15 protein-coding genes are annotated in these 17,358 nt (G+C 63.5%); 9 read left to right on the top strand and 6 right to left on the bottom strand.

The window, feature by feature from the left end; genetic code table 11:
- Window positions 1-31: 31 nt before the first annotated feature.
- The 5 genes from AC3WR5_RS10405 to AC3WR5_RS10385 all read right to left on the bottom strand — a co-directional run bounded on the left by AC3WR5_RS10405 (window position 32) and on the right by AC3WR5_RS10385 (window position 4,150).
- Window positions 32-967, bottom strand: coding sequence for a LysR substrate-binding domain-containing protein (locus AC3WR5_RS10405; RefSeq protein WP_492484116.1), 936 nt, complete (start codon window positions 965-967; stop codon window positions 32-34).
- Between the two features lie 15 nt (window positions 968-982).
- Entirely contained in the window at window positions 983-1,135 is a 153-nt protein-coding gene (locus AC3WR5_RS10400) for a hypothetical protein (protein ID WP_492484115.1), read from the bottom strand.
- Between the two features lie 129 nt (window positions 1,136-1,264).
- Window positions 1,265-2,161: an NAD(P)-dependent oxidoreductase gene (locus tag AC3WR5_RS10395; RefSeq protein ID WP_492484113.1), complete on the bottom strand. Its 897-nt coding sequence runs from the start codon at window positions 2,159-2,161 to the stop codon at window positions 1,265-1,267.
- A gap of 10 nt (window positions 2,162-2,171) precedes the next feature.
- Complete coding sequence (locus AC3WR5_RS10390) at window positions 2,172-3,089, bottom strand: NAD(P)-dependent oxidoreductase (RefSeq protein ID WP_492484111.1); 918 nt, start codon at window positions 3,087-3,089, stop codon at window positions 2,172-2,174.
- Window positions 3,090-3,211: 122 nt separating this feature from the next.
- Window positions 3,212-4,150, bottom strand: a complete 939-nt coding sequence (locus AC3WR5_RS10385) for a LysR family transcriptional regulator (protein ID WP_492484110.1) — start codon at window positions 4,148-4,150, stop codon at window positions 3,212-3,214.
- A gap of 105 nt (window positions 4,151-4,255) precedes the next feature.
- Between AC3WR5_RS10385 and AC3WR5_RS10380 the strand changes: the two genes are divergently transcribed.
- The 7 genes from AC3WR5_RS10380 to AC3WR5_RS10350 all read left to right on the top strand — a co-directional run bounded on the left by AC3WR5_RS10380 (window position 4,256) and on the right by AC3WR5_RS10350 (window position 13,794).
- Window positions 4,256-5,878: a GMC family oxidoreductase gene (locus tag AC3WR5_RS10380; protein ID WP_492484108.1), complete on the top strand. Its 1,623-nt coding sequence runs from the start codon at window positions 4,256-4,258 to the stop codon at window positions 5,876-5,878.
- A gap of 59 nt (window positions 5,879-5,937) precedes the next feature.
- Window positions 5,938-6,717 (top strand): glucose 1-dehydrogenase, encoded by a 780-nt coding sequence (locus AC3WR5_RS10375; RefSeq protein ID WP_492484107.1) that lies wholly within the window; start codon window positions 5,938-5,940, stop codon window positions 6,715-6,717.
- Window positions 6,718-6,971: 254 nt separating this feature from the next.
- Window positions 6,972-8,450, top strand: a complete 1,479-nt coding sequence (locus tag AC3WR5_RS10370; RefSeq protein WP_492484105.1) for an NAD-dependent succinate-semialdehyde dehydrogenase — start codon at window positions 6,972-6,974, stop codon at window positions 8,448-8,450.
- Between the two features lie 92 nt (window positions 8,451-8,542).
- Window positions 8,543-9,514: a sugar ABC transporter substrate-binding protein gene (locus tag AC3WR5_RS10365; protein ID WP_492484103.1), complete on the top strand. Its 972-nt coding sequence runs from the start codon at window positions 8,543-8,545 to the stop codon at window positions 9,512-9,514.
- A 41-nt stretch (window positions 9,515-9,555) separates the two neighbouring features.
- The gene (locus tag AC3WR5_RS10360) at window positions 9,556-11,127 is read left to right on the top strand and encodes a sugar ABC transporter ATP-binding protein (RefSeq protein WP_492484101.1); all 1,572 of its coding nucleotides are present in this window, start codon (window positions 9,556-9,558) and stop codon (window positions 11,125-11,127) included.
- Complete coding sequence (locus AC3WR5_RS10355; protein WP_492484099.1) at window positions 11,127-12,356, top strand: ABC transporter permease; 1,230 nt, start codon at window positions 11,127-11,129, stop codon at window positions 12,354-12,356. The genes AC3WR5_RS10360 and AC3WR5_RS10355 overlap by 1 nt, the downstream gene beginning before the upstream one ends.
- Before the next feature lie 52 nt (window positions 12,357-12,408).
- Complete coding sequence (locus AC3WR5_RS10350) at window positions 12,409-13,794, top strand: MmgE/PrpD family protein (RefSeq protein WP_492484097.1); 1,386 nt, start codon at window positions 12,409-12,411, stop codon at window positions 13,792-13,794.
- Between the two features lie 28 nt (window positions 13,795-13,822).
- Here AC3WR5_RS10350 and AC3WR5_RS10345 read toward each other — a convergent pair whose 3' ends face one another.
- Complete coding sequence (locus tag AC3WR5_RS10345) at window positions 13,823-14,755, bottom strand: LysR substrate-binding domain-containing protein (protein ID WP_492484095.1); 933 nt, start codon at window positions 14,753-14,755, stop codon at window positions 13,823-13,825.
- A gap of 381 nt (window positions 14,756-15,136) precedes the next feature.
- On the opposite strand from AC3WR5_RS10345, the gene AC3WR5_RS10340 reads away from it, so the two are divergent.
- Together AC3WR5_RS10340 and AC3WR5_RS10335 are read left to right on the top strand one after the other, a co-directional pair.
- The gene (locus AC3WR5_RS10340; RefSeq protein ID WP_492484093.1) at window positions 15,137-16,426 is read left to right on the top strand and encodes a CaiB/BaiF CoA transferase family protein; all 1,290 of its coding nucleotides are present in this window, start codon (window positions 15,137-15,139) and stop codon (window positions 16,424-16,426) included.
- Window positions 16,427-16,444: 18 nt separating this feature from the next.
- The gene (locus tag AC3WR5_RS10335; RefSeq protein WP_492484091.1) at window positions 16,445-17,350 is read left to right on the top strand and encodes a sugar phosphate isomerase/epimerase family protein; all 906 of its coding nucleotides are present in this window, start codon (window positions 16,445-16,447) and stop codon (window positions 17,348-17,350) included.
- The last annotated feature ends 8 nt before the right edge of the window (window positions 17,351-17,358 follow it).

The following is a 17,358-nucleotide window of genomic DNA, read 5'->3' as shown; positions in this document are numbered from 1 at the left end:
GTGCGGTAGTGAGATGTCCGTCAACGGGTGTTCACGGATCGTGAAGGGTCGCGCCGGGCCAATGGCCGCCTGTCACCAGGCGTGCGGCGACATCGCGCAACACGATGCGTGCCGCCAACGCCGCAGGCGACAGCTCGTCCTCGCTGAGGCTCGCGAGCAGGTTTTCGCGCCGCGCCTGGCGGTCTGAGATCTCGATCCGCGCCACTGCATCGTCGGGTAGCCGCACGGTCGCAGCGCCGGGCTGGAGGGTTGCGCCGATCCCGGAGCGCACCGCGTCCATCAGCACGGCCAGTCCGTCGACTTCGAGCACCAGGCTGGGCTCGCAGCGCCTGCGCATGAACGCGGCGTCGACTGCGACACGCAACCCATGCGAGCGGCTCGGCAACACGAGCGGCACGCCTGCGAGCTGAGCCATCGATAGACGCGTGCGGCCAAGCAGGGCCTTCAGTTCAGGCATCTCGCGCAGGCCGACGAGAAAGAGTCGCTCGTTCAGCAGTGGCAGCAGGGTCCAACGCTGCGCTGCGCCGGCTTCGAACAACACCGCAAGATCGAGCTGACGAGCATTCAGCATCGCAATGAGATTGCCTGAAAGGCTCTCGACCATTCGCAGGCGCACGTCGGGATATCGCGCGCGCATGGCCATGATCAGCGGCAGCCCTAGCACCGCCGATGTTGAGGACGACATGCCGATGCTGACGTGGCCCGACAGGCGTGCTTGTCGTGCCGCACGCACGGCGTCGTCCGCATGGCGCAGGCTCAGTTGGGCCTGCTTGTAGAAGGCCATGCCAGCATCCGTTGCCTGCACGCCGCTTGCGGAACGGCTCAACAGTCGCGTGCTCAGCTCCCCTTCCAGCCGACTGACCTGCTGGCTGAGCGCCGACGTGACGACGCCCAGCGCCTTGGCCGAACGACCGAAGCTGCCCAGCTCGATCACGCTCACGAAATAGCGAAGTTGCCGAAGTTCCATTCGTTTTTCTGGCAGTCAGTGGCCGCAGATTCGGACGCCCACCCAGGACCCCGAATGCACCAGCTCGCGCGAGCACATCGCCAGCAGCACGCGCTGGATGGTTGCGGCGAGGCTCGCGTCGACCGCAACCATCTGCATTGCCGACGAGTTGATCTCGGCTGCGATCATGGGTTGCACGTCAGGCCGTGGGCGCAAGCCCGATGCTGAGCTTGCCCGAACTGATGCAAGTCAATTGGCCAGTCCTTCGCAACGGATGGCATGTCGAGTCCAGCCGTGGCCAGTGGGGCCGGGACGGCTTCAGGGAGTGCTGCCGTCTGCGCTTCCTGCGTGCGAGCCGACGCCGTTGGAAAAAACGCGGAAGGTGTCGTCCAACAGCGCTGATGCACCCAGTGCATTCGATTCCGCCTGCAGCAGGCTGCGGACCAGGTTGCCAATGAGCATGGGCGCGCCGACCTGGGCCGCCAGTCGCGAGGCGCGGATCAGGTCTTCGACGACACCGTCGAGTGGGACGTCCGCGCTGCGCCCGCCCGTGGCGATTGCGGGCAGCACGCGTGCCGTGCCGCTGTTGGCCCCCGAGCAGCGATTCAGCACTGTGGCCATGTCCGCGATGCTGAGTCCGTTGCGCAGGCCCATGGCCGCGCACTCGTAGGTCACCATCCGATTGCATGCCGCGACCGAGGCCACCACGAGTCGAGCCGCCTGGCCGCTGCCCGCCGACTCACCGCAGTGGACCACGGGGGGCCCGATGGCTTCGAGCACGGGACGCACCTTGGCGAAAGCAGCGCTCGGGCCACCGCATAGGATCGCTGAGGCTTCGTTCAGCAACTCGATGCGTTCGCAGTGGATCGGTGCTTCGATCAGCGTCACGCCGAGTGGGTCGAGTGCGACCGAGAGCGCGATGGCGTCTTCAGGACTTCCCACGGTTTGGTCAATCACAATCTTGCCGGCCGACAGGCCAGCGTGCGCGCCTTCTGCGCCGAGCAGGCGTTCGTGCGCCTCGACCGCCGAAGCCGCGCAGACGACGATCAAATCGCAGCGGCGCGCCAGTTCCGGGGCGCTGGTCAACACGGTGGCGCCTGCCTCTACCCGTGGGGCGCGCGAGCGCTCGGCGAGCAGGTACACGCTGTGTGAATTGGCGAGGCGACTTGCCAGCTCGCTGGCGAGTGGGGTGTTGCCCAGAATTGCGATGTTCATGATGCTGCGCTCAGTGATTCTGGACGGGCGAGGCTGGCGCAGCCAAGGGCGCCAGCCGTGTGTCGGCCATCGATTCGATGACCCCGATGATCTGTTCCAGCCGCGCTTCCTTGCCCAGCGTGTTCACGCCGATCTGGAGCAAGCCCCGCACGATGTCCGAGATCGGCATTGGCACGCCTTGCGCCATGCCCATCGAAAGCGCCTGCTGTTCGTCCTTGAGCTGAAGTGCGAGTCCGAAATTGGTCGACTGGCGCCCCTCGGCGATGGCCACCAGCATGCCTTGCGAAGTGAAGTTGCGACCCGTCGTGTGGTTCAGTGCCTGCGTCATTGCCGGCAGCGACAAACCGTACTTGCGGCCCATTGACACTGCCTCGAGCGTCGCCAGCCGGCAGCCCGCATTCATCATGTTGTTGACAGCCTTCATGGTCTGTCCATTGCCCACGCGCTCGCCGCAATAGAGCACGTTTCGGCTAATTGTGGCGAGCAGCGGTTGCACCTTGTCGAACACGTCCTTCGGGCCGGAGGCAATGATGGAGACAGTGCCTGCGATGGCTGTTGCCATGGCGCCCGAGACGGGGGCGTCCATCATCGACACACCGTGTTCGGCGAGGCGTTGGGCGAATTTGCGCGTTTCTTCCGGGATGCCGCTGGTCTGGTCGACCACGATGGCACCGGACGCGAGGCCTTCGGCCAACCCGTCGGGGCCGAACAGCACACGCTCGACGTCCGAGCTGCGCGGCAGGCACAGCATCACCACGTCGCATTGGCGCGCCAAGTCCTTACTGGAGCGCGCCGACTGGGCGCCCTGCGCCTCGAACGATGCGACGATGCTGCTGTTGAGATCCAGCACAGTCAGCGTGTATTTCCCTACCAGGTGACGGGCGAGGGCGCCGCCCATGGCGCCCAGGCCGATGTATCCAATCCGCATTCGAAACTCCCCGAATCTGCACTCAAGCGCCTCAGCGACCGAGCCGAATTCTGTGGCGTCGGCGGCGGCCGGTCGAGTTGATTCTTTTGCGGCTGACGGTAAGCGAGGCTGACGCTGGTCGGCTAAGCCGAGGCCACCATTGCGCGAGCCTCAAGTCTCAGGGCTTCGAGGAACTGCGTCATCACTGGGTTGGCGCGATCCGCTTCCCAGATCGCCCCGATGTCGGGCGACGGAATGGCCGGCATGAGCGGCACGGCCTCGATCAGGCCCATTGGCCGGTACAACTGGACCTCGGACGCGGACAGGATGGAGAGGTAGTCGCATTCTCCGGTCAAAAGTTGCATGCGTATCGACGAGTTGGCTTCCACGCAAGGCACTGGCGGACGCAGCCGGCGCGCTGCGAACGCCGCGTCCAGCGTGTCGCGCATCACCGAGCCCAAGGGCGGCAGAATCCAGGGATGGCGGGCCGTGTCTTCCCATTGCGGCACTTGCTTGCGAAGCAGTGCGTGCCCGGCAAGCGCCACTACTTGCACGCTGTCCTCGATGAGCGTCTCGGTGGAGAAGCCCGAGCGCAGCGCCTGCGCACTCAGCGCGCCAATGACGATGTCGATCTCGCGTTTTGACAGTCGCTCAAGCAGATCCGGTAGCGGCGCTTCCGCGACCGATACGAAGATGTCCGGCCGCTCCTGTTGCATCCGCGCGATGGCCTTGGGCAGCAGCACCCTCGGAATGCCGGTGCCCACGTGCACGCGACCTCGTAGCCCTGAAGCCACCGCAGCCAGATCGGCATGGGTGCGCTGCACGTCGCCCAGCATGCGCGCGGCGTGCGAGCGCAGTACTTCGCCCTCGGTGGTCAGCACGAGGCGGCGGCCTCGAACAAACAAGGGGCGGCCGATGACGCTTTCGATGTCTGCCAGCCAGTGCGACATGGCAGGTTGCGTCATGTGCAACTGAGCGGCGGCAGCGGTGAGGCTGCCCGTCTCCTGCAGCGACAGGAACACCTCCAGGTGCCGAATCTTCAGGCGGCGTGCCCACGGAACGGCATCAAGGATGTTGGTCATGCGTGTTTGCTGATGAACGCTTTCATTCTATTCATTGGCGTGGTGACACACTGGCTTCGAGAATCGAAAAGGTCGTCACTGCAGCCTCGCCAAATGGACCATCACTTGAAAGACTTCGACTACATCGTCATTGGCGCCGGCTCGGCGGGTTGCGTGTTGGCCCGGCGCTTGTCAGACCACCCCGAGCATCGCGTGCTGCTGCTGGAGGCCGGGCCGCCCGCAGAAAAATTCTGGGTCCACACGCCTGCCGGCATGGCCAAGCTCTACTTCCACAAGCGCCTCAACTGGAACTACACCACCGAGCCCATGGCGCGACTGCTGGACCGGCGCATGTATTGGCCGCGCGGCAAGGGTCTGGGAGGCTCGAGTGCGATCAATGGCATGGTCTACATCCGGGGACACCGCCAGGACTTTGACACCTGGCGCGACCTGGGCAATGCCGGGTGGGGTTTCGAAGACGTGTTGCCTTACTTCAAGCGCATGGAGCATAACGAGCGAGGTGGTGACGACTACCGCGGTGTCGGCGGCCCGTTGTGGATCAGTGATCCGGTGATCCGGCATCCTGCTTCCGTGGACTTCATCGAGTCGGCGGTGCGACAGGGCATCCCGCGCACGGCCGACCTCAACGGCGAACTGCACGACGGCGTCGCGTTCATGCAGCACAACATCCGACACGGGCGTCGCCACTCCGCTTATGCGGCCTATGTGGCCCCGGTGCGATCACGGCAGAACCTCGTCGTGCGTACCAACTGCTTCGTGCAGAAGATTGTGTTCGAGCACAACCAGGCGGTCGGCGTCGAAGTGGTCGAAGGCGGAGAAAGGCGTGTGTTGCGCGCCGCGCGAGAGGTTGTGCTTGCGGCCGGCGCGCTGAATTCGCCGCAGACGCTGATGCTCTCGGGCATTGGGCCGGCAGCAGAGCTTCAGCGCCACGGCATCCAGCAGCAGCTTGAGTTGCCGGGCGTCGGCCGCAACCTGCAAGATCACTTTTACCTGCACACCAGCTACCGCGCCACACCCGACAGTTCGTACAACGCCAACATCACCGGCTTGCGCAAATACTGGGAGGGGCTGCGCTATTTGACGACCAGATCCGGATACCTCGCGCTCGGGTCCTCGCAGGTGGCAGCGTTCGTGAAGAGTCGCCCCGATGAGCCCTACGCCGACCTGCAGATCAGCTTCCGGCCGATGTCATTCACCTACCACGGCAATGGCGTCGTCGAGGTTGATCGCCAACCCTCGATCGCCGCCTCGGTCTATCGGCTTCGGCCTGCCGGGAGCGGCTACATCACACTTCGCTCGGCGGATGCGTTTCAGCAACCCGTGTTCCATCCCGAATTCCTGACCCACCCCGATGACGTGAACGCCGTCATCTCAGGGCTGCGGCAGATCCGCCGCATCTTTGCCACAGGGCCGCTGGCCGAGCGTGTGGTGGAGGAGATCCTGCCTGGTCCACAAGCCCAGACCGACGACGAACTGTTCGCTTACATGCAGGTCCATGGCAACTCTGCGCACCATCCTTCGGGCACTTGCAAGATGGGTTGCGACAGCATGGCGGTGGTGGACGCGAGGCTGCGCGTCCGGGGCATCGAACGGCTGCGAGTGATCGATGCCTCCGTCATGCCGCATGTCACTTCGGGCAACACCAATGCACCGACCATGATGATTGCCGAGAAGGGTGCCGACATGATTTTGCAGGATGGGCTGGCGCGCCGGCCACTTGCCGCCTGACGGCGCGTGCGACACCGCAGACAAGGGGCGCCTGAACGATTCCAACGAAGGAGATCGAGATGACGATGGTGAATGAACGTCGGCGTTACGCCGGCAAGGTGGCGTTTGTGAGCGGTGCCGGAAGCGGCATTGGCCGGGCCACGGCACTGTCATTTGCGCGCGAGGGTGCCAGCCTTCTGCTGGCCGACATTGCCGAGCCAGGCAACCAGGAGACGGCCCGCCTGATCGAGCAGATTGGCGCGCCGGTGTGTGCTGTTCGCTGCGACGTGACGCGCGGTGAAGACGTGCGGGCCGCGCTTCAGGTGGCGATGGATGCTTTCGGCCGGCTCGACTTGGCGTTCAACAATGCTGGCATTGAGCAGCCTGTTGCGGCCTTGGCCGACATCAGCGAAGACCTGTGGGACTGCGTCCTGAGCGTGAACCTGCGCAGCGTGTTCCTGTGCATGAAGTACCAGATCCCGCTGATGCTCTCGGGCGGCGGCGGGGCAATCGTCAACACCGCGTCTGGCGCCGGTGTGTTGGCCATCACGGGCCAATCGTCCTATTGCGCCGCAAAGTTCGGTGTCACGGCCATCAGCAAAGTGGCTGCGCTCGACTATGCAAAGTCCAACATCCGTGTCAACGCGGTCTGCCCGGGGATCATCGACACCGAGATGATCGAACGCTTCACGCTCGGCACCGCCGAGGGAAGGGCCCGTGTGGTCGCGCAGGAGCCGATAGGGCGAATGGGGAAACCTGAAGAGATCGCCGCGGCGGTTTTGTGGCTCTGCTCCGAGGAGGCCGGCTTTGTCACCGGGCATGCCATGGTCGTCGATGGCGGACAGACCGCCGGGATCTGATTCGACGCGCCGAATCCGATGCGAGCGCGGTGAGTTATGCCTCGTCGGTCAGCCAGCCAGCTTCTCTCGCAGCGTTCAGGTCAACTTACCGTCAACGCCAGAAAATTCGACTCGACCAGATCGACCGCCCCACCAAATAATTATTGCCACAGATTGACCATGTGGCGGTCGCTCAATCTGTGGCAACAACGCAGCGAAGGTTGCGATTGTCAGAGCGCCTCAGGCCCCTGCAGAAATGCAAACAGGATCAATTCATGCCCAATGAGAACCCTCAGGTGATCGACAACACATCGCTTGTGGCGTACCCGCGCATCGGGCTGTACATCGATGGCAAGTGGATCCATGACAGGAGCTCCTATCAGGACGTTCGCAACCCGAGCAATGAGCGCGTGTTGGGGCCTGTTCCTCAGGCCAGTTCCGAGGACCTTGAGCGTGCGCTCTCGGCGGCGGCGCGGGCCTTCTTGACTTGGCGTGACACGCCGCCCCAGGAGCGAGTGCGCGTCATTCTTAGGGCCGTTGCGCTGCTGCGCGAGCGCGCCGAAGCCATCGCTCACACCATCACGCTGGAGAACGGCAAGACGATTGCGGATGCTCGTGCGGAAGTCGAGCGGTCTGCCAGCTTCTTCGAGTGGGACACCGCCGAATCGTTGCGCGGCTACGGACTCGTTGTGCCGGGCGAACCGCAGATGCAGAAGTATGTGTTGCGCCAGCCCATCGGGCCGGTGGCGGCATTCACGCCGTGGAACGTTCCGCTCAGCGCGCCGGCGCGCAAAGTCAGCGCTGCGTTGTCCGCCGGCTGTTCGATTGTGCTCAAAGCTGCCGAGGAGACGCCTGGCGGGGCCTGTCACCTGGTCCAGTGTTTCGTCGACGCCGGGCTTCCTGCTGGGGTGCTCAATCTCGTCTTTGGCAACCCGGCTCACATCTCGACTGCGCTGATTGCTTCGCCCGTCACCCGGTTGGTCACGCTGACGGGCTCGGTTCAAGTGGGCAAGCAGCTGACACAGCTCGCCGCCGCGGCGATGAAGCCAGCGCTGATGGAGCTCGGTGGTCACGCCCCCGTGCTCGTGTGCGATGGGGTTGATGCGGTCGAGGTCGGCCGCCTTGCGGCGCTCGGCAGCACGCGTGTCAACGGGCAGATCTGTGCTTCACCGTCCCGCTTCATAGTGCACCAGAAGCTCTACGAGCAGTTCGTTGCGTCAATGGTCAAGACCACCCGTGAGCTGCGGGTCGGCGACGGGTTTGACCCGAACGCGCAGGTCGGCCCGGTGGTCAACAGCAGGCGGCTGGCGGCGATGGAAGCACTTGTTCGAGACGCCAGGCAGCGCGGCGCGCGCATTGCTGCCGGCGGCCACCGGATCGGTGACCGCGGCTACTTCTTCGCGCCCACCGTTCTCGCCGATGTGCCGCGCGACGCGGACGCGATGACGATCGAACCGTTTGGCCCGATTGGTGCCTGCGTGTCGATTGTCGACCTCGAAGAGGGGATCGCACTTGCCAATTCGTTATCGGTGGGTCTGGCCGCCTACGCGTTCACCAATTCGCTGGAAGAAGCCGAGCGACTCGGCCGAGAACTTGAGTGTGGCGTGCTGTCGATCAACCATTTCGGCGCGCCGGATGCAGACACGCCATTCGGCGGTGTGAAGGAGAGCGGTTTTGGGCGTGAGGGGGGCTCTACGAGCCTGGACGCCTACACCGTCACGAAGACCATCCTGCAGAAGACGGCCCGCATGTAAATGATTTTCTGACGGTCTGGCGGGTTGGCAGTCAGACGGTAAGCACAGCGCCAACGATGCACAAAGAATCGACACTAAAACAGGAGACATACATGAAATACATCCACAAGACCTCTGCCGCCCTTTTCGGCGCCTGCGTACTGGCGTTCTCAGCAGCCACAGCGAACGCGAAGGACATCACGATCGCGTACGTGGCCAACAGCATGCAATTCCCCTACGACGCTGCGCTTGGAAAGGGATTCCAGGATGCATGCAAGGAACTGGGCTGCAAGGCGATCGTGATCGATCCGCGCAACAGCGTGGAGCGGCAGGGCAACGCCATCGAGGATCTGATCGCGCAGAAGGTGGACGGCATCGCCATCATCGCCACCGACTCGGTCGTCGCGCTGGGCTGGGTTGATCGCCTGGCCGAGAAGAAGATTCCTTTTGTGGCCGCCGCGCAGCAGATCGGCGATCCCGACAAGGTGCCACTCAGGCAGGTCAACCCCCGGTTGACAGCGCTGGTCGTGACGGACGATGTCGTCGCAGGCCAGCGCGCCGGCGAGCTGGCCGCCACTATGTTGCCAAAGGGCCGTGTGGTGAAGATCGGCATCGTCGAGGGCGCGCCTGGCTTCGCTGTGGTCCGGCAACGAACTGAAGGCTTCACGAAGGCGTTAAACGCCGCCGGCGTGAAATACCAGATCGTCGCCTCGCAGCCGACCGACTGGACGCCGGCAAAGGGCGAGGCCGTGTGCCAGAACATGCTGACTGCATACCCCGACCTGGACATGCTTTTCAGCCAAGCCGATGACATGGCGCTCGGTTGCTCACGCGCCATCCGAGCGGCCAATTCCAAGGTGAAGCTGGTGGCAACCGGTGGCGGCTCGAAGCTCGGCAACGATGCCATCAAGAACGGTGAGATGGATGGCTCCGTGTGCACCAAGCCAGGAACCATTGGCCGCCTTGCCGCGAAGGCCTTGTTCGACGCGGCGACTGGCAAGAACACCAAGATGGGGCAGTTCATCTCCTATGAAACGCCGGCCATCACCAAGGCAAACCTGACGGTCTGCCCGGCCGAGTGGTGATCGGCGCAGTCGCGGCGACAAGCCTTCACGAAGTGCGTTCGATGCGAGCTGCCGAAGGCCCTCCGCTGTTGCGGCTGGAGGGGTTGTCCAAGTCGTTCGCCAACGGTGCCGTGGTTGCGCTGCGCGGGGTCGATCTGGTGATCGAGCGTGGCAAGGTCCACGGTTTGCTCGGGGCCAACGGTGCCGGCAAGTCCACGCTCATCAAGATCCTGTCCGGCGCATTCCCGGCATCGGGCGGGAAGATCATGTGGAAGGGAGAGACTGTTCAATGGTCTTCGCCCAAGGAAGCGAATGCGATGGGCGTTGCGACCATTCACCAGCACATCCCGCTCGTGCCCACACTGTCGGTTCTTGAAAACGTCTTCCTGGGAGACGACGGGCGCTGGCGACGAAATCCGTCTTACCGAACGCGGTTTGCCGAACTCTGCGAGCGCGTTGGGTATCGGCTCGATCCAGACGGTCTGGTGAGCGAATTGGCGATTGGGCAGCGGCAGATGGTGTCGATTTTCCAGGCACTGGGAACTGGGGCCGAACTGATCGTGATGGATGAACCCACTGCATCGCTGGCCAGCGACGAACGGGAGGTGGTGTACGAGACCGTGCGGCGATTGTCGCGGATCGAAAATAAGGCAATCCTGTTCGTATCGCACTTTCTGGACGAAGTCATGGCGATGACCGATTGCCTGACGGTCCTGCGGGACGGGCAGCCCGTGCTGCGTGCGCAGACCTGCGACATGGACGAGGCGCGCATCGCTGAAGCCATCGTGGGCCGGCAACTGATTGCGCTCGACCGTGCACATGAGAAAACGCATCGTTCGGATGCCCCGGTGGTGCTTGAGCTGCGTGAATTGGCATCACCTGGAAAGCTGAAGCCTGTGTCCCTCAAGCTGGCTGCAGGCGAGGTGCTTGGCATTGCCGGCTTATTGGGTTCCGGCCGCAGCGAGCTTCTGCACGCCATCTTCGGCGCCGATCCCGATGCCGTCGGCCGCATCGTGGTCGGTGGCAAGCAGGTCGGGCGATCAGCTGCGGCTGCGGTCCGCGCAGGCATCGCGCTCGTCCCTGAAGACCGCTCGCGGCAGGGGCTGGTGCCGCTGTTCGAGTTGTGGCGCAACACCACCTTGCCGGACTTGGCGGGTGTCTCGTGGGGCCGCTGGCTGCCGATGCGCAGCCGCGAATACCAGCGCGGTGCCGAGGCCATTCGAAAGTTGAAAATCAAGGCGCCATCGCCCGATTCGCTCGTGACGGATTTGAGCGGCGGCAATGCCCAGAAGGTCACGATCGCCAAATGGTTGTTCAGCGACGTGAAGGTCTTTCTTCTTGATGAACCGACTGCTGGCATCGACATTGGTGCCAAGACCGACATCCTCCGCCTTGTGCGCGAGCTGGCCGAGGCAGGCAAGTCCGTGATCATCGTGTCGTCCGAGTTCGAGGAACTTCTCGCCGTGAGTGATCGCATCCTCGTGATGCGCGATGGCCGCTGTGTCGCCGAACGCGCACGGGAGGCGACATCTGAGCACGATCTGATCCTGATGGCTGGCGGGAAGGGTGCCCCCCCCGACGCCGCACCGATTCATGGCACACCCTTGACGTCGATTGATTGGCCTTTGCACTGATGAACCACCAAGCTACTCCGGCTTCCTTGCGGGACACGGTCGCTCCACCTGCGGTCAGCCTGGTGCCTGCCAGCCTGCCGGTCGTGAAACACAATTGGCGACGGCTTTTCGGCCTGCGCGAAATGGGGGTGTATTACGCCCTGCTGCTGCTCGTGCTGGTGCTCACCGTCGCCAGTGCCTACACCGGACGGGTGAGCTATCTCAGCATCCAGAACGTCACGAATGTGCTTCACCAGTCATCGTTGACTGCTGTGATGGCCATCGCGATGACGGTGATTCTGATCACCGGCAATTTTGACTTGTCGGTGGCCTCGGTGGCAGCACTCTCAGCTGCCTTGCTGATCGGCCTTGGCGATGCGCTTGGATTTTGGCCAGCGGTTGGTGTCGCGATGTTGGTGGCGATATTGGCAGGCTTGCTGAATGGGTCAATCGTCCAATACCTGGGCATCAATGCCTTCATCGTGACGCTGGGCACGCTGACCGCGATACGAGGCATCGTCCTGATCTACACCGACGGCCGCTCGCTGTCTGTCGAGAACCCGGACGTGATCGCCGCGATGCGCGCCTTCGAGTCGGGCCGGGTTGCCATTGGCATGCCGCTGGTGATCATCGGCGCTGCGTTGGCGCTGGCGGGCGTGGTGTTGGTCCTGCGCTTGCGGCGAGAAGCCAGGAACCTGTCGCCGGCAGCCGTCGGCTTGCTGATCGCAGGGGTCTGTGCGATGGGGACGGGCTGGTATGGCGGCGACGAGTTGTCTGTCTCCAAGGCCGTGATCTACATGTCCGTCTTTGCGTTGATCGTCTGGTCGGTGTTGAGCTTCACAGTCATCGGCCGACGCCTCTATGCCGTGGGCGGCAACCCTGAGGCCGCGCGGCTTTCGGGCATCAACGTTGCCCGCTACCGGATGGCGGCCTTCATCCTTTGCAGCGCCGCTGCGGGCTTTGCCGGCGTGATGTTCGGCAGCCGGCTGAGGTCGATCAATCCGGCGGCGCTTCAGGGAGCGGAGCTCACCGTGATCGCCTCGGCCATCCTCGGCGGCACATCGCTCTTCGGTGGCGCTGGGAGCGTGGTCAAGACACTGGCCGGGGCGCTGCTGCTGTTCACCCTCACCAACGGCTTCAACATGTTGAACCTCGGCGCGAACTACCAAGGTCTCATCGAGGGCACCGTGATCGTGATCGCTGCGGCGATTTACACCGTGGGTGGCAAGGGACGGGGCAAGTTGCATTGATCTCGCACCTAGCGCGAGCGCTCGATCCAATCCGCTGCACAGGAGAGATGCCATGTCGATCGACATCAGTCATGAATTCGCGCATGCCATTGCCGGCGCCCGCTTCGAATCCCTTTCGCCGGAAGCAATCGACGCGGCGAAAAAGAGCATCCTCGACACTCTCGGCGTGACGCTGGCCGCCAGTGGCATGGAGCCAGCCGTTCGCGGCCTGGTGGACCTGGTGCAGGAATGGGGTGGCGACGCCGAATCGTCAGTGCTTGGCTTTGGCGGGCGTGTGCCCGCGCCGATGGCCGCACTCGCCAACGGCGCGATGGCCCACGCCCTCGACTTCGACGATCAGACGCCGTGGGGTGCCCATGCATCGAGTTCCATCGTCCCCGCAGCGTTCGCGCTGGCCGAGCGCAAAGGCGGAATTTCTGGACGGCGGATGATCGCTGCCGTGGCCGCAGGCCAGGACTTGTTCGTGCGGCTGCGCTGCAACGTGGGGTGGCGGCAGGACTGGAATTTGTCGACCTCGGTTGGCGTGTTTTCGGCCGCGGCTGCGGCCGCACATGTGGTTGGCCTCGGCCCGGTTCAGACCGCCCATGCGCTCGGAATTGCCAGCATGCAATCCGGCGGGACGATGCAGTTGATCTTCGGCACCGGCAGTGATTTGCGAGGCATGTACGCCGGCTTCACAGCGCAAGGTGCTGTGCTCGGTGCCTTGCTGGCCGAGAAAGGCATCACTGGCATTGACGCGCTGTTTGAGGGCCAGGCCGGCATCTTCAACACCTATTACGGCGGCAAGTATGACCGCACCAAGATGCTGGAGAACCTCGGGACGGAGCACCTCGGTGCCTCCATGCTCTACAAGTTTTGGCCAGCTGTGGGCAACGTGCACACCTACCTCCATGCCACGATCGGGTTGATGCGCGAGCACCAACTGGTGGCAGACGAGATCGAGCAAGTGCGCGTATACGTCGGCGACTTTCAGCAGATCATGTCGACTCCGCTGGCGGATCGCCGCGCGCCCGCCACATTGGTAGATGCCAAGTTCAGTCTGCCATTCTGTGTCGGGATCGTCATGGCGCGCGGACAGATGAAGGTGTCGGACTTCTGCATGGCGACGCTCCATGACCCTCTCGTGCTCGCTGCCGCTCAAAAGGTGGTGCCGGTCGAAGACGCTAGTTTCGACTGGAAAACCAAACTGCCTGATGGCCGTGTCGAGATCGTGATGCGAGACGGACGGCGTTTTGACCGGGTCGGTTCGAAAGTGCCAGGCAGCGCTGAGGCGCCGCTGTCGTGGAACGACATGGCGTCGAAGTTTGCCGACTGCGCTGCTGCGGCTGCAAGCACGGTGTCCGCCGGCCGAATCGAAAGGGTCACCGAAATGGCACGACACCTGGATGCGCTCGGTGACGCCACCGAGCTGCTTCGGGTCCTCGCACCCGGCGTTTAGCCACCGAGGTGCTCGGCCAAGGCGCAGATCACTTCGCAAGGATCTTGATGATGTCGAGCATTCGTTCGAGCGCCGGATCCACGTTGCCTTTCACCCAGCCAAACACGAAGCTGGTCGAGTAGTTTGCGTTCTCCAGCGGCACGACCGAGATGCCTGTAGGGTACGCAAAGTTGCGGCCGGTCACCGCCAGCCCGATGCCCATGCCCACCGAGATGAGGTTCAGCTGGGCTGAAATTGTCCGGACTTCCTGCACAACATCAGGTTCAAAGCCGGCCTGCTGACATAGTGCGAAGAGCGGACCGTAGCCCGGGCTGCTGACCGACTCCGGCACGACGACAAAGCGCTCAGCCGCGAGGTCGGCCAGCGTGAGCGACTTCTTCTGTGCCAAGCGGTGCTCGACCGGCAGTGCCACGCCAAGCGCATTGGTCTGGATGTTGAACCAGTCGAGCACCGTGTCGTCCTGCGAGGCCATGCCAGAACCGGGCCCCTTGCGCATCTTCACCCCGCCGGGCCCGAGATGCATGAACCCCGCGTGGATCTTGCCCTCGGCGAGCGCCTTGGGCTGTTCGGTCGTGGACATCTCGCACAGCGAGAGCTTCACGTCCGGATAGGACTCGTTGAATTGCTTGATTGCTGCGCGAAAGATCGTGTTCAGGAGAGTCAGCGAGCCGTATCCAATGCTGAGCGTACCGCTCTTGCCTTGGCCCACCCGCTGCGCTGTGACCAGCGCGTCGTTCAGGCGCTCCAGCATGCTCCGAACCTGAGGCAGGAGCACCTTGCCCGCGGCCGTCAGCCGCACGCGGTGTGCAAGCCGTTCAAACAATGGCGTACCAATCTCTTCTTCCAGGTCAGCGATGATTTGAGATACCGCGGGTCGGGTCACGTGCAGGCGGTCAGAGGCGCGGCCGAAGTGTTCCTCTTCAGCGGCTGCAATGAAATAGCGGAGATGACGAAGTTCCATGGATGAAGAGGCTTAGTGTGTGCGTTTACACGGCGGTGAAAGGTGCGAGGAGGGCGCGGAGGACAACAGTGCAGCGTGACCGATGGCATCGTGCACGCGTTTCGTTGCCGACCCTCTTCTGCCGACAGCAGACTTGGCGTCCATGCCTCGGTGTTCTATGCGACTGGCGATGGGCCTGTCGTGTTAGCGCGAGCAGTGTGCGCGTCACGCAGAAGGGCGTCCAGACGTGTTTCCATCTATGCCTGGGGGACGCGCCCATGCGGCCGGAGCGCGGCCCCGCAGCGGGTTAGTGGAACTTACCTTGCGCGCCAATAAATCCAACTCGACTCGGCCACTGCTGTTCAAGAAAATCAAGCAATTGAATCTGCCTGGAATCCCCACATGGCCATTCGCACCAGCGGCTCGGCACCACTCCCTTTGCATGGCATCAACGTGGTCGAGCTTGCCCATTTGATTGCTGGCCCGTATTGCTGCCAGATGCTGGCCGATGAAGGCGCGACGGTCATCAAGGTTGAGCCACCCGAGGGCGAACTGACTCGCCATCGTCTGCCCACGCGCCGCACCGAAGCGGGTGAGGTAACCGCGTACTACGCGTCCCTGAATCGCGGCAAGAAGAGTGTCGTGCTTGACCTCAAGAACGCTGAGGGCGCTGCAGTGCTGGAGCGGCTGCTGGAAAAGGCCGACGTGTTCGTGACGAACATGCGCACGTCCGCACTGGGGCGGCTGGGCATTCATCCGGAGGCGCTGCGTGAGCGCTTTCCGCGCCTGGTGATCGCCACCATTTCCGGCTTTGGCATGGAGAACGCGGGCGAGCATGCGGGTCGCGCCGGTCTGGCCATCGTGGCGGAGGCCATGTCGGGTGCGACGGGGCTGACGCGGGACCACACCGGCAGCCCCGTGTGGTGCGGATTCGCGCTTGGCGACATCACGGCGTCTGTGTCTGCGCATGCCGCCATCCTGCTGGCGCTGCGCAATCAGGAGCGTTACGGCGTTGGCAAGCTGATCGATCTCGGCCTGGTTGAATGCATGTTGCCAATGGTCTCCGTGGCCCTTGGCCGCGCGCAGGTCGAAGACCCGGTGGCCTCGGGCTTCACGGGTTCCAATAACTTCCACGGCATCCCTTATGGCGCATTTCCGGCATCGGACGGTGCGGTCAACATTGGCGTCAATCGCGACGACTTCTGGGCTCGCCTTTGCGTGGCCATGGAACGCCCGGAGCTGGGCAGCGACGCGAGGTACGCCACCTACGTCGAGCGCGCCAAGCGCCAGAGCGAAGTGCATGCCATCACCGAGGCATTCACGCGGGCGCACACCCGCGCCGAGATCACGGCCAAGCTGGTTGCTGTCGATGTACCAGTTGCGTCCATTCTTGGCATGAAAGAGGTAATCCATGATGAGTACCTTCTCAAGCGAGAGGCGCTCTGGGATGTGGACGACGGATATGGGGGTACGTTCACCTTGCCTGCGAATGCGGCCTGGTTCGAGAAGCCGCAAGAGATGCCGCGCATCCCCCGTCTCGGTGAGCATCGCGACGCCGTCCTGACAGAGCAATTGCAACTCGGGCCGGCCGACATTGCACGACTCGAGCAGGCCGGTGCATTTGGCGGCAGGCGCGCCAGCGCGGTGCAGCCGAAGCAACCGAGGAGTGATGTTGCCGCAACGCTCGACTGATTGGCCACGGCGGGCCGATTGAGCAATGCCGGCCGCGGCGATATCGAGAAGGCCGCTTACTTTTCAAGCTTCCAGCCCATGTCCACGACAACGCGTCCGCGCGGCTATGCAGTCAACACGTATTCATACACGCTGCAGTCGCCTGTACGCGAATGTTTGCAGGGCTTGGCGGCGCAAGGCTTTCATGAGTTCGAGCTGATGATGTACCCTGGGCACCTTTGGCCGGCGGACATCGGGCCACAGGCTCGTCGCGAGTTGCGGGACTTCATCGTTGGCAACGACCTGATCGTCACGACACTCAACATGCCCAACATCGATCTCAACATCGCGGCCGCGACTGTTGAGATGCGCGACATGACGCTCAAGCACCTGCGGGCCGTGGTCGCGCTGGCCGGAGACCTGGGCGCCGCAGGCGTGGTCGTCGGCCCCGGCAAGGCGAACCCCTTGCTGCCGATGCCGAAGGCGCAGCTCGTTGAGCACTTTCATCGGGCGCTGGCGCAACTGGTGCCACTTGCTGCCCAGGCTGGCACCAGCGTCTTCGTGGAGAACATGCCCTTCGCATTTCTCCCGTATGCGGCCGACTTGCTGGACGCCGTGGAACAGTTCGGCGACGCCAGGGTCGGCATTGTGTATGACGTGGCCAACGGCCACTTCGTCAAGGAAGACGTCTGCGCGGCCCTCAGGATGTGCGCGCCACGGCTGCGTGTGGTCCATCTGTCCGACACGACCCAGACCGTCTACCGCCATGACGCCATTGGCCTCGGAACGGTCGACTTTGGGCCGCTGCCCGTCGTGTTGAACGAGATCGGCTTCAGGCGCGCGCCGATTTTGGAAATCATCGACCCCGACCCCGACTTGGCGATTGAGCGCAGCGCCGCTGCGCTCGACCTCATGGGTTGGCAGGCCGTGGCTGCGGCGAACTGACCGAGCTG

It is taken from the genome of Ideonella sp. FW305-24 (assembly GCF_058788035.1).
This window is presented reverse-complemented; position numbering and strand designations above follow the sequence as displayed.

What these genes read in the sequence shown, in the direction of transcription:
- AC3WR5_RS10405 (WP_492484116.1), bottom strand. Translation starts at nt 967, where the DNA reads ATGGAACTTCGGCAACTTCGCTATTTCGTGAGCGTGATCGAGCTGGGC.
- AC3WR5_RS10400 (WP_492484115.1), bottom strand. Translation starts at nt 1,135, where the DNA reads ATGATCGCAGCCGAGATCAACTCGTCGGCAATGCAGATGGTTGCGGTC.
- AC3WR5_RS10395 (WP_492484113.1), bottom strand. Translation starts at nt 2,161, where the DNA reads ATGAACATCGCAATTCTGGGCAACACCCCACTCGCCAGCGAGCTGGCA.
- AC3WR5_RS10390 (WP_492484111.1), bottom strand. Translation starts at nt 3,089, where the DNA reads ATGCGGATTGGATACATCGGCCTGGGCGCCATGGGCGGCGCCCTCGCC.
- AC3WR5_RS10385 (WP_492484110.1), bottom strand. Translation starts at nt 4,150, where the DNA reads ATGACCAACATCCTTGATGCCGTTCCGTGGGCACGCCGCCTGAAGATT.
- AC3WR5_RS10375 (WP_492484107.1), top strand. Translation starts at nt 5,938, where the DNA reads ATGACGATGGTGAATGAACGTCGGCGTTACGCCGGCAAGGTGGCGTTT.
- AC3WR5_RS10370 (WP_492484105.1), top strand. Translation starts at nt 6,972, where the DNA reads ATGCCCAATGAGAACCCTCAGGTGATCGACAACACATCGCTTGTGGCG.
- AC3WR5_RS10365 (WP_492484103.1), top strand. Translation starts at nt 8,543, where the DNA reads ATGAAATACATCCACAAGACCTCTGCCGCCCTTTTCGGCGCCTGCGTA.
- AC3WR5_RS10360 (WP_492484101.1), top strand. Translation starts at nt 9,556, where the DNA reads ATGCGAGCTGCCGAAGGCCCTCCGCTGTTGCGGCTGGAGGGGTTGTCC.
- AC3WR5_RS10355 (WP_492484099.1), top strand. Translation starts at nt 11,127, where the DNA reads ATGAACCACCAAGCTACTCCGGCTTCCTTGCGGGACACGGTCGCTCCA.
- AC3WR5_RS10350 (WP_492484097.1), top strand. Translation starts at nt 12,409, where the DNA reads ATGTCGATCGACATCAGTCATGAATTCGCGCATGCCATTGCCGGCGCC.
- AC3WR5_RS10345 (WP_492484095.1), bottom strand. Translation starts at nt 14,755, where the DNA reads ATGGAACTTCGTCATCTCCGCTATTTCATTGCAGCCGCTGAAGAGGAA.
- AC3WR5_RS10340 (WP_492484093.1), top strand. Translation starts at nt 15,137, where the DNA reads ATGGCCATTCGCACCAGCGGCTCGGCACCACTCCCTTTGCATGGCATC.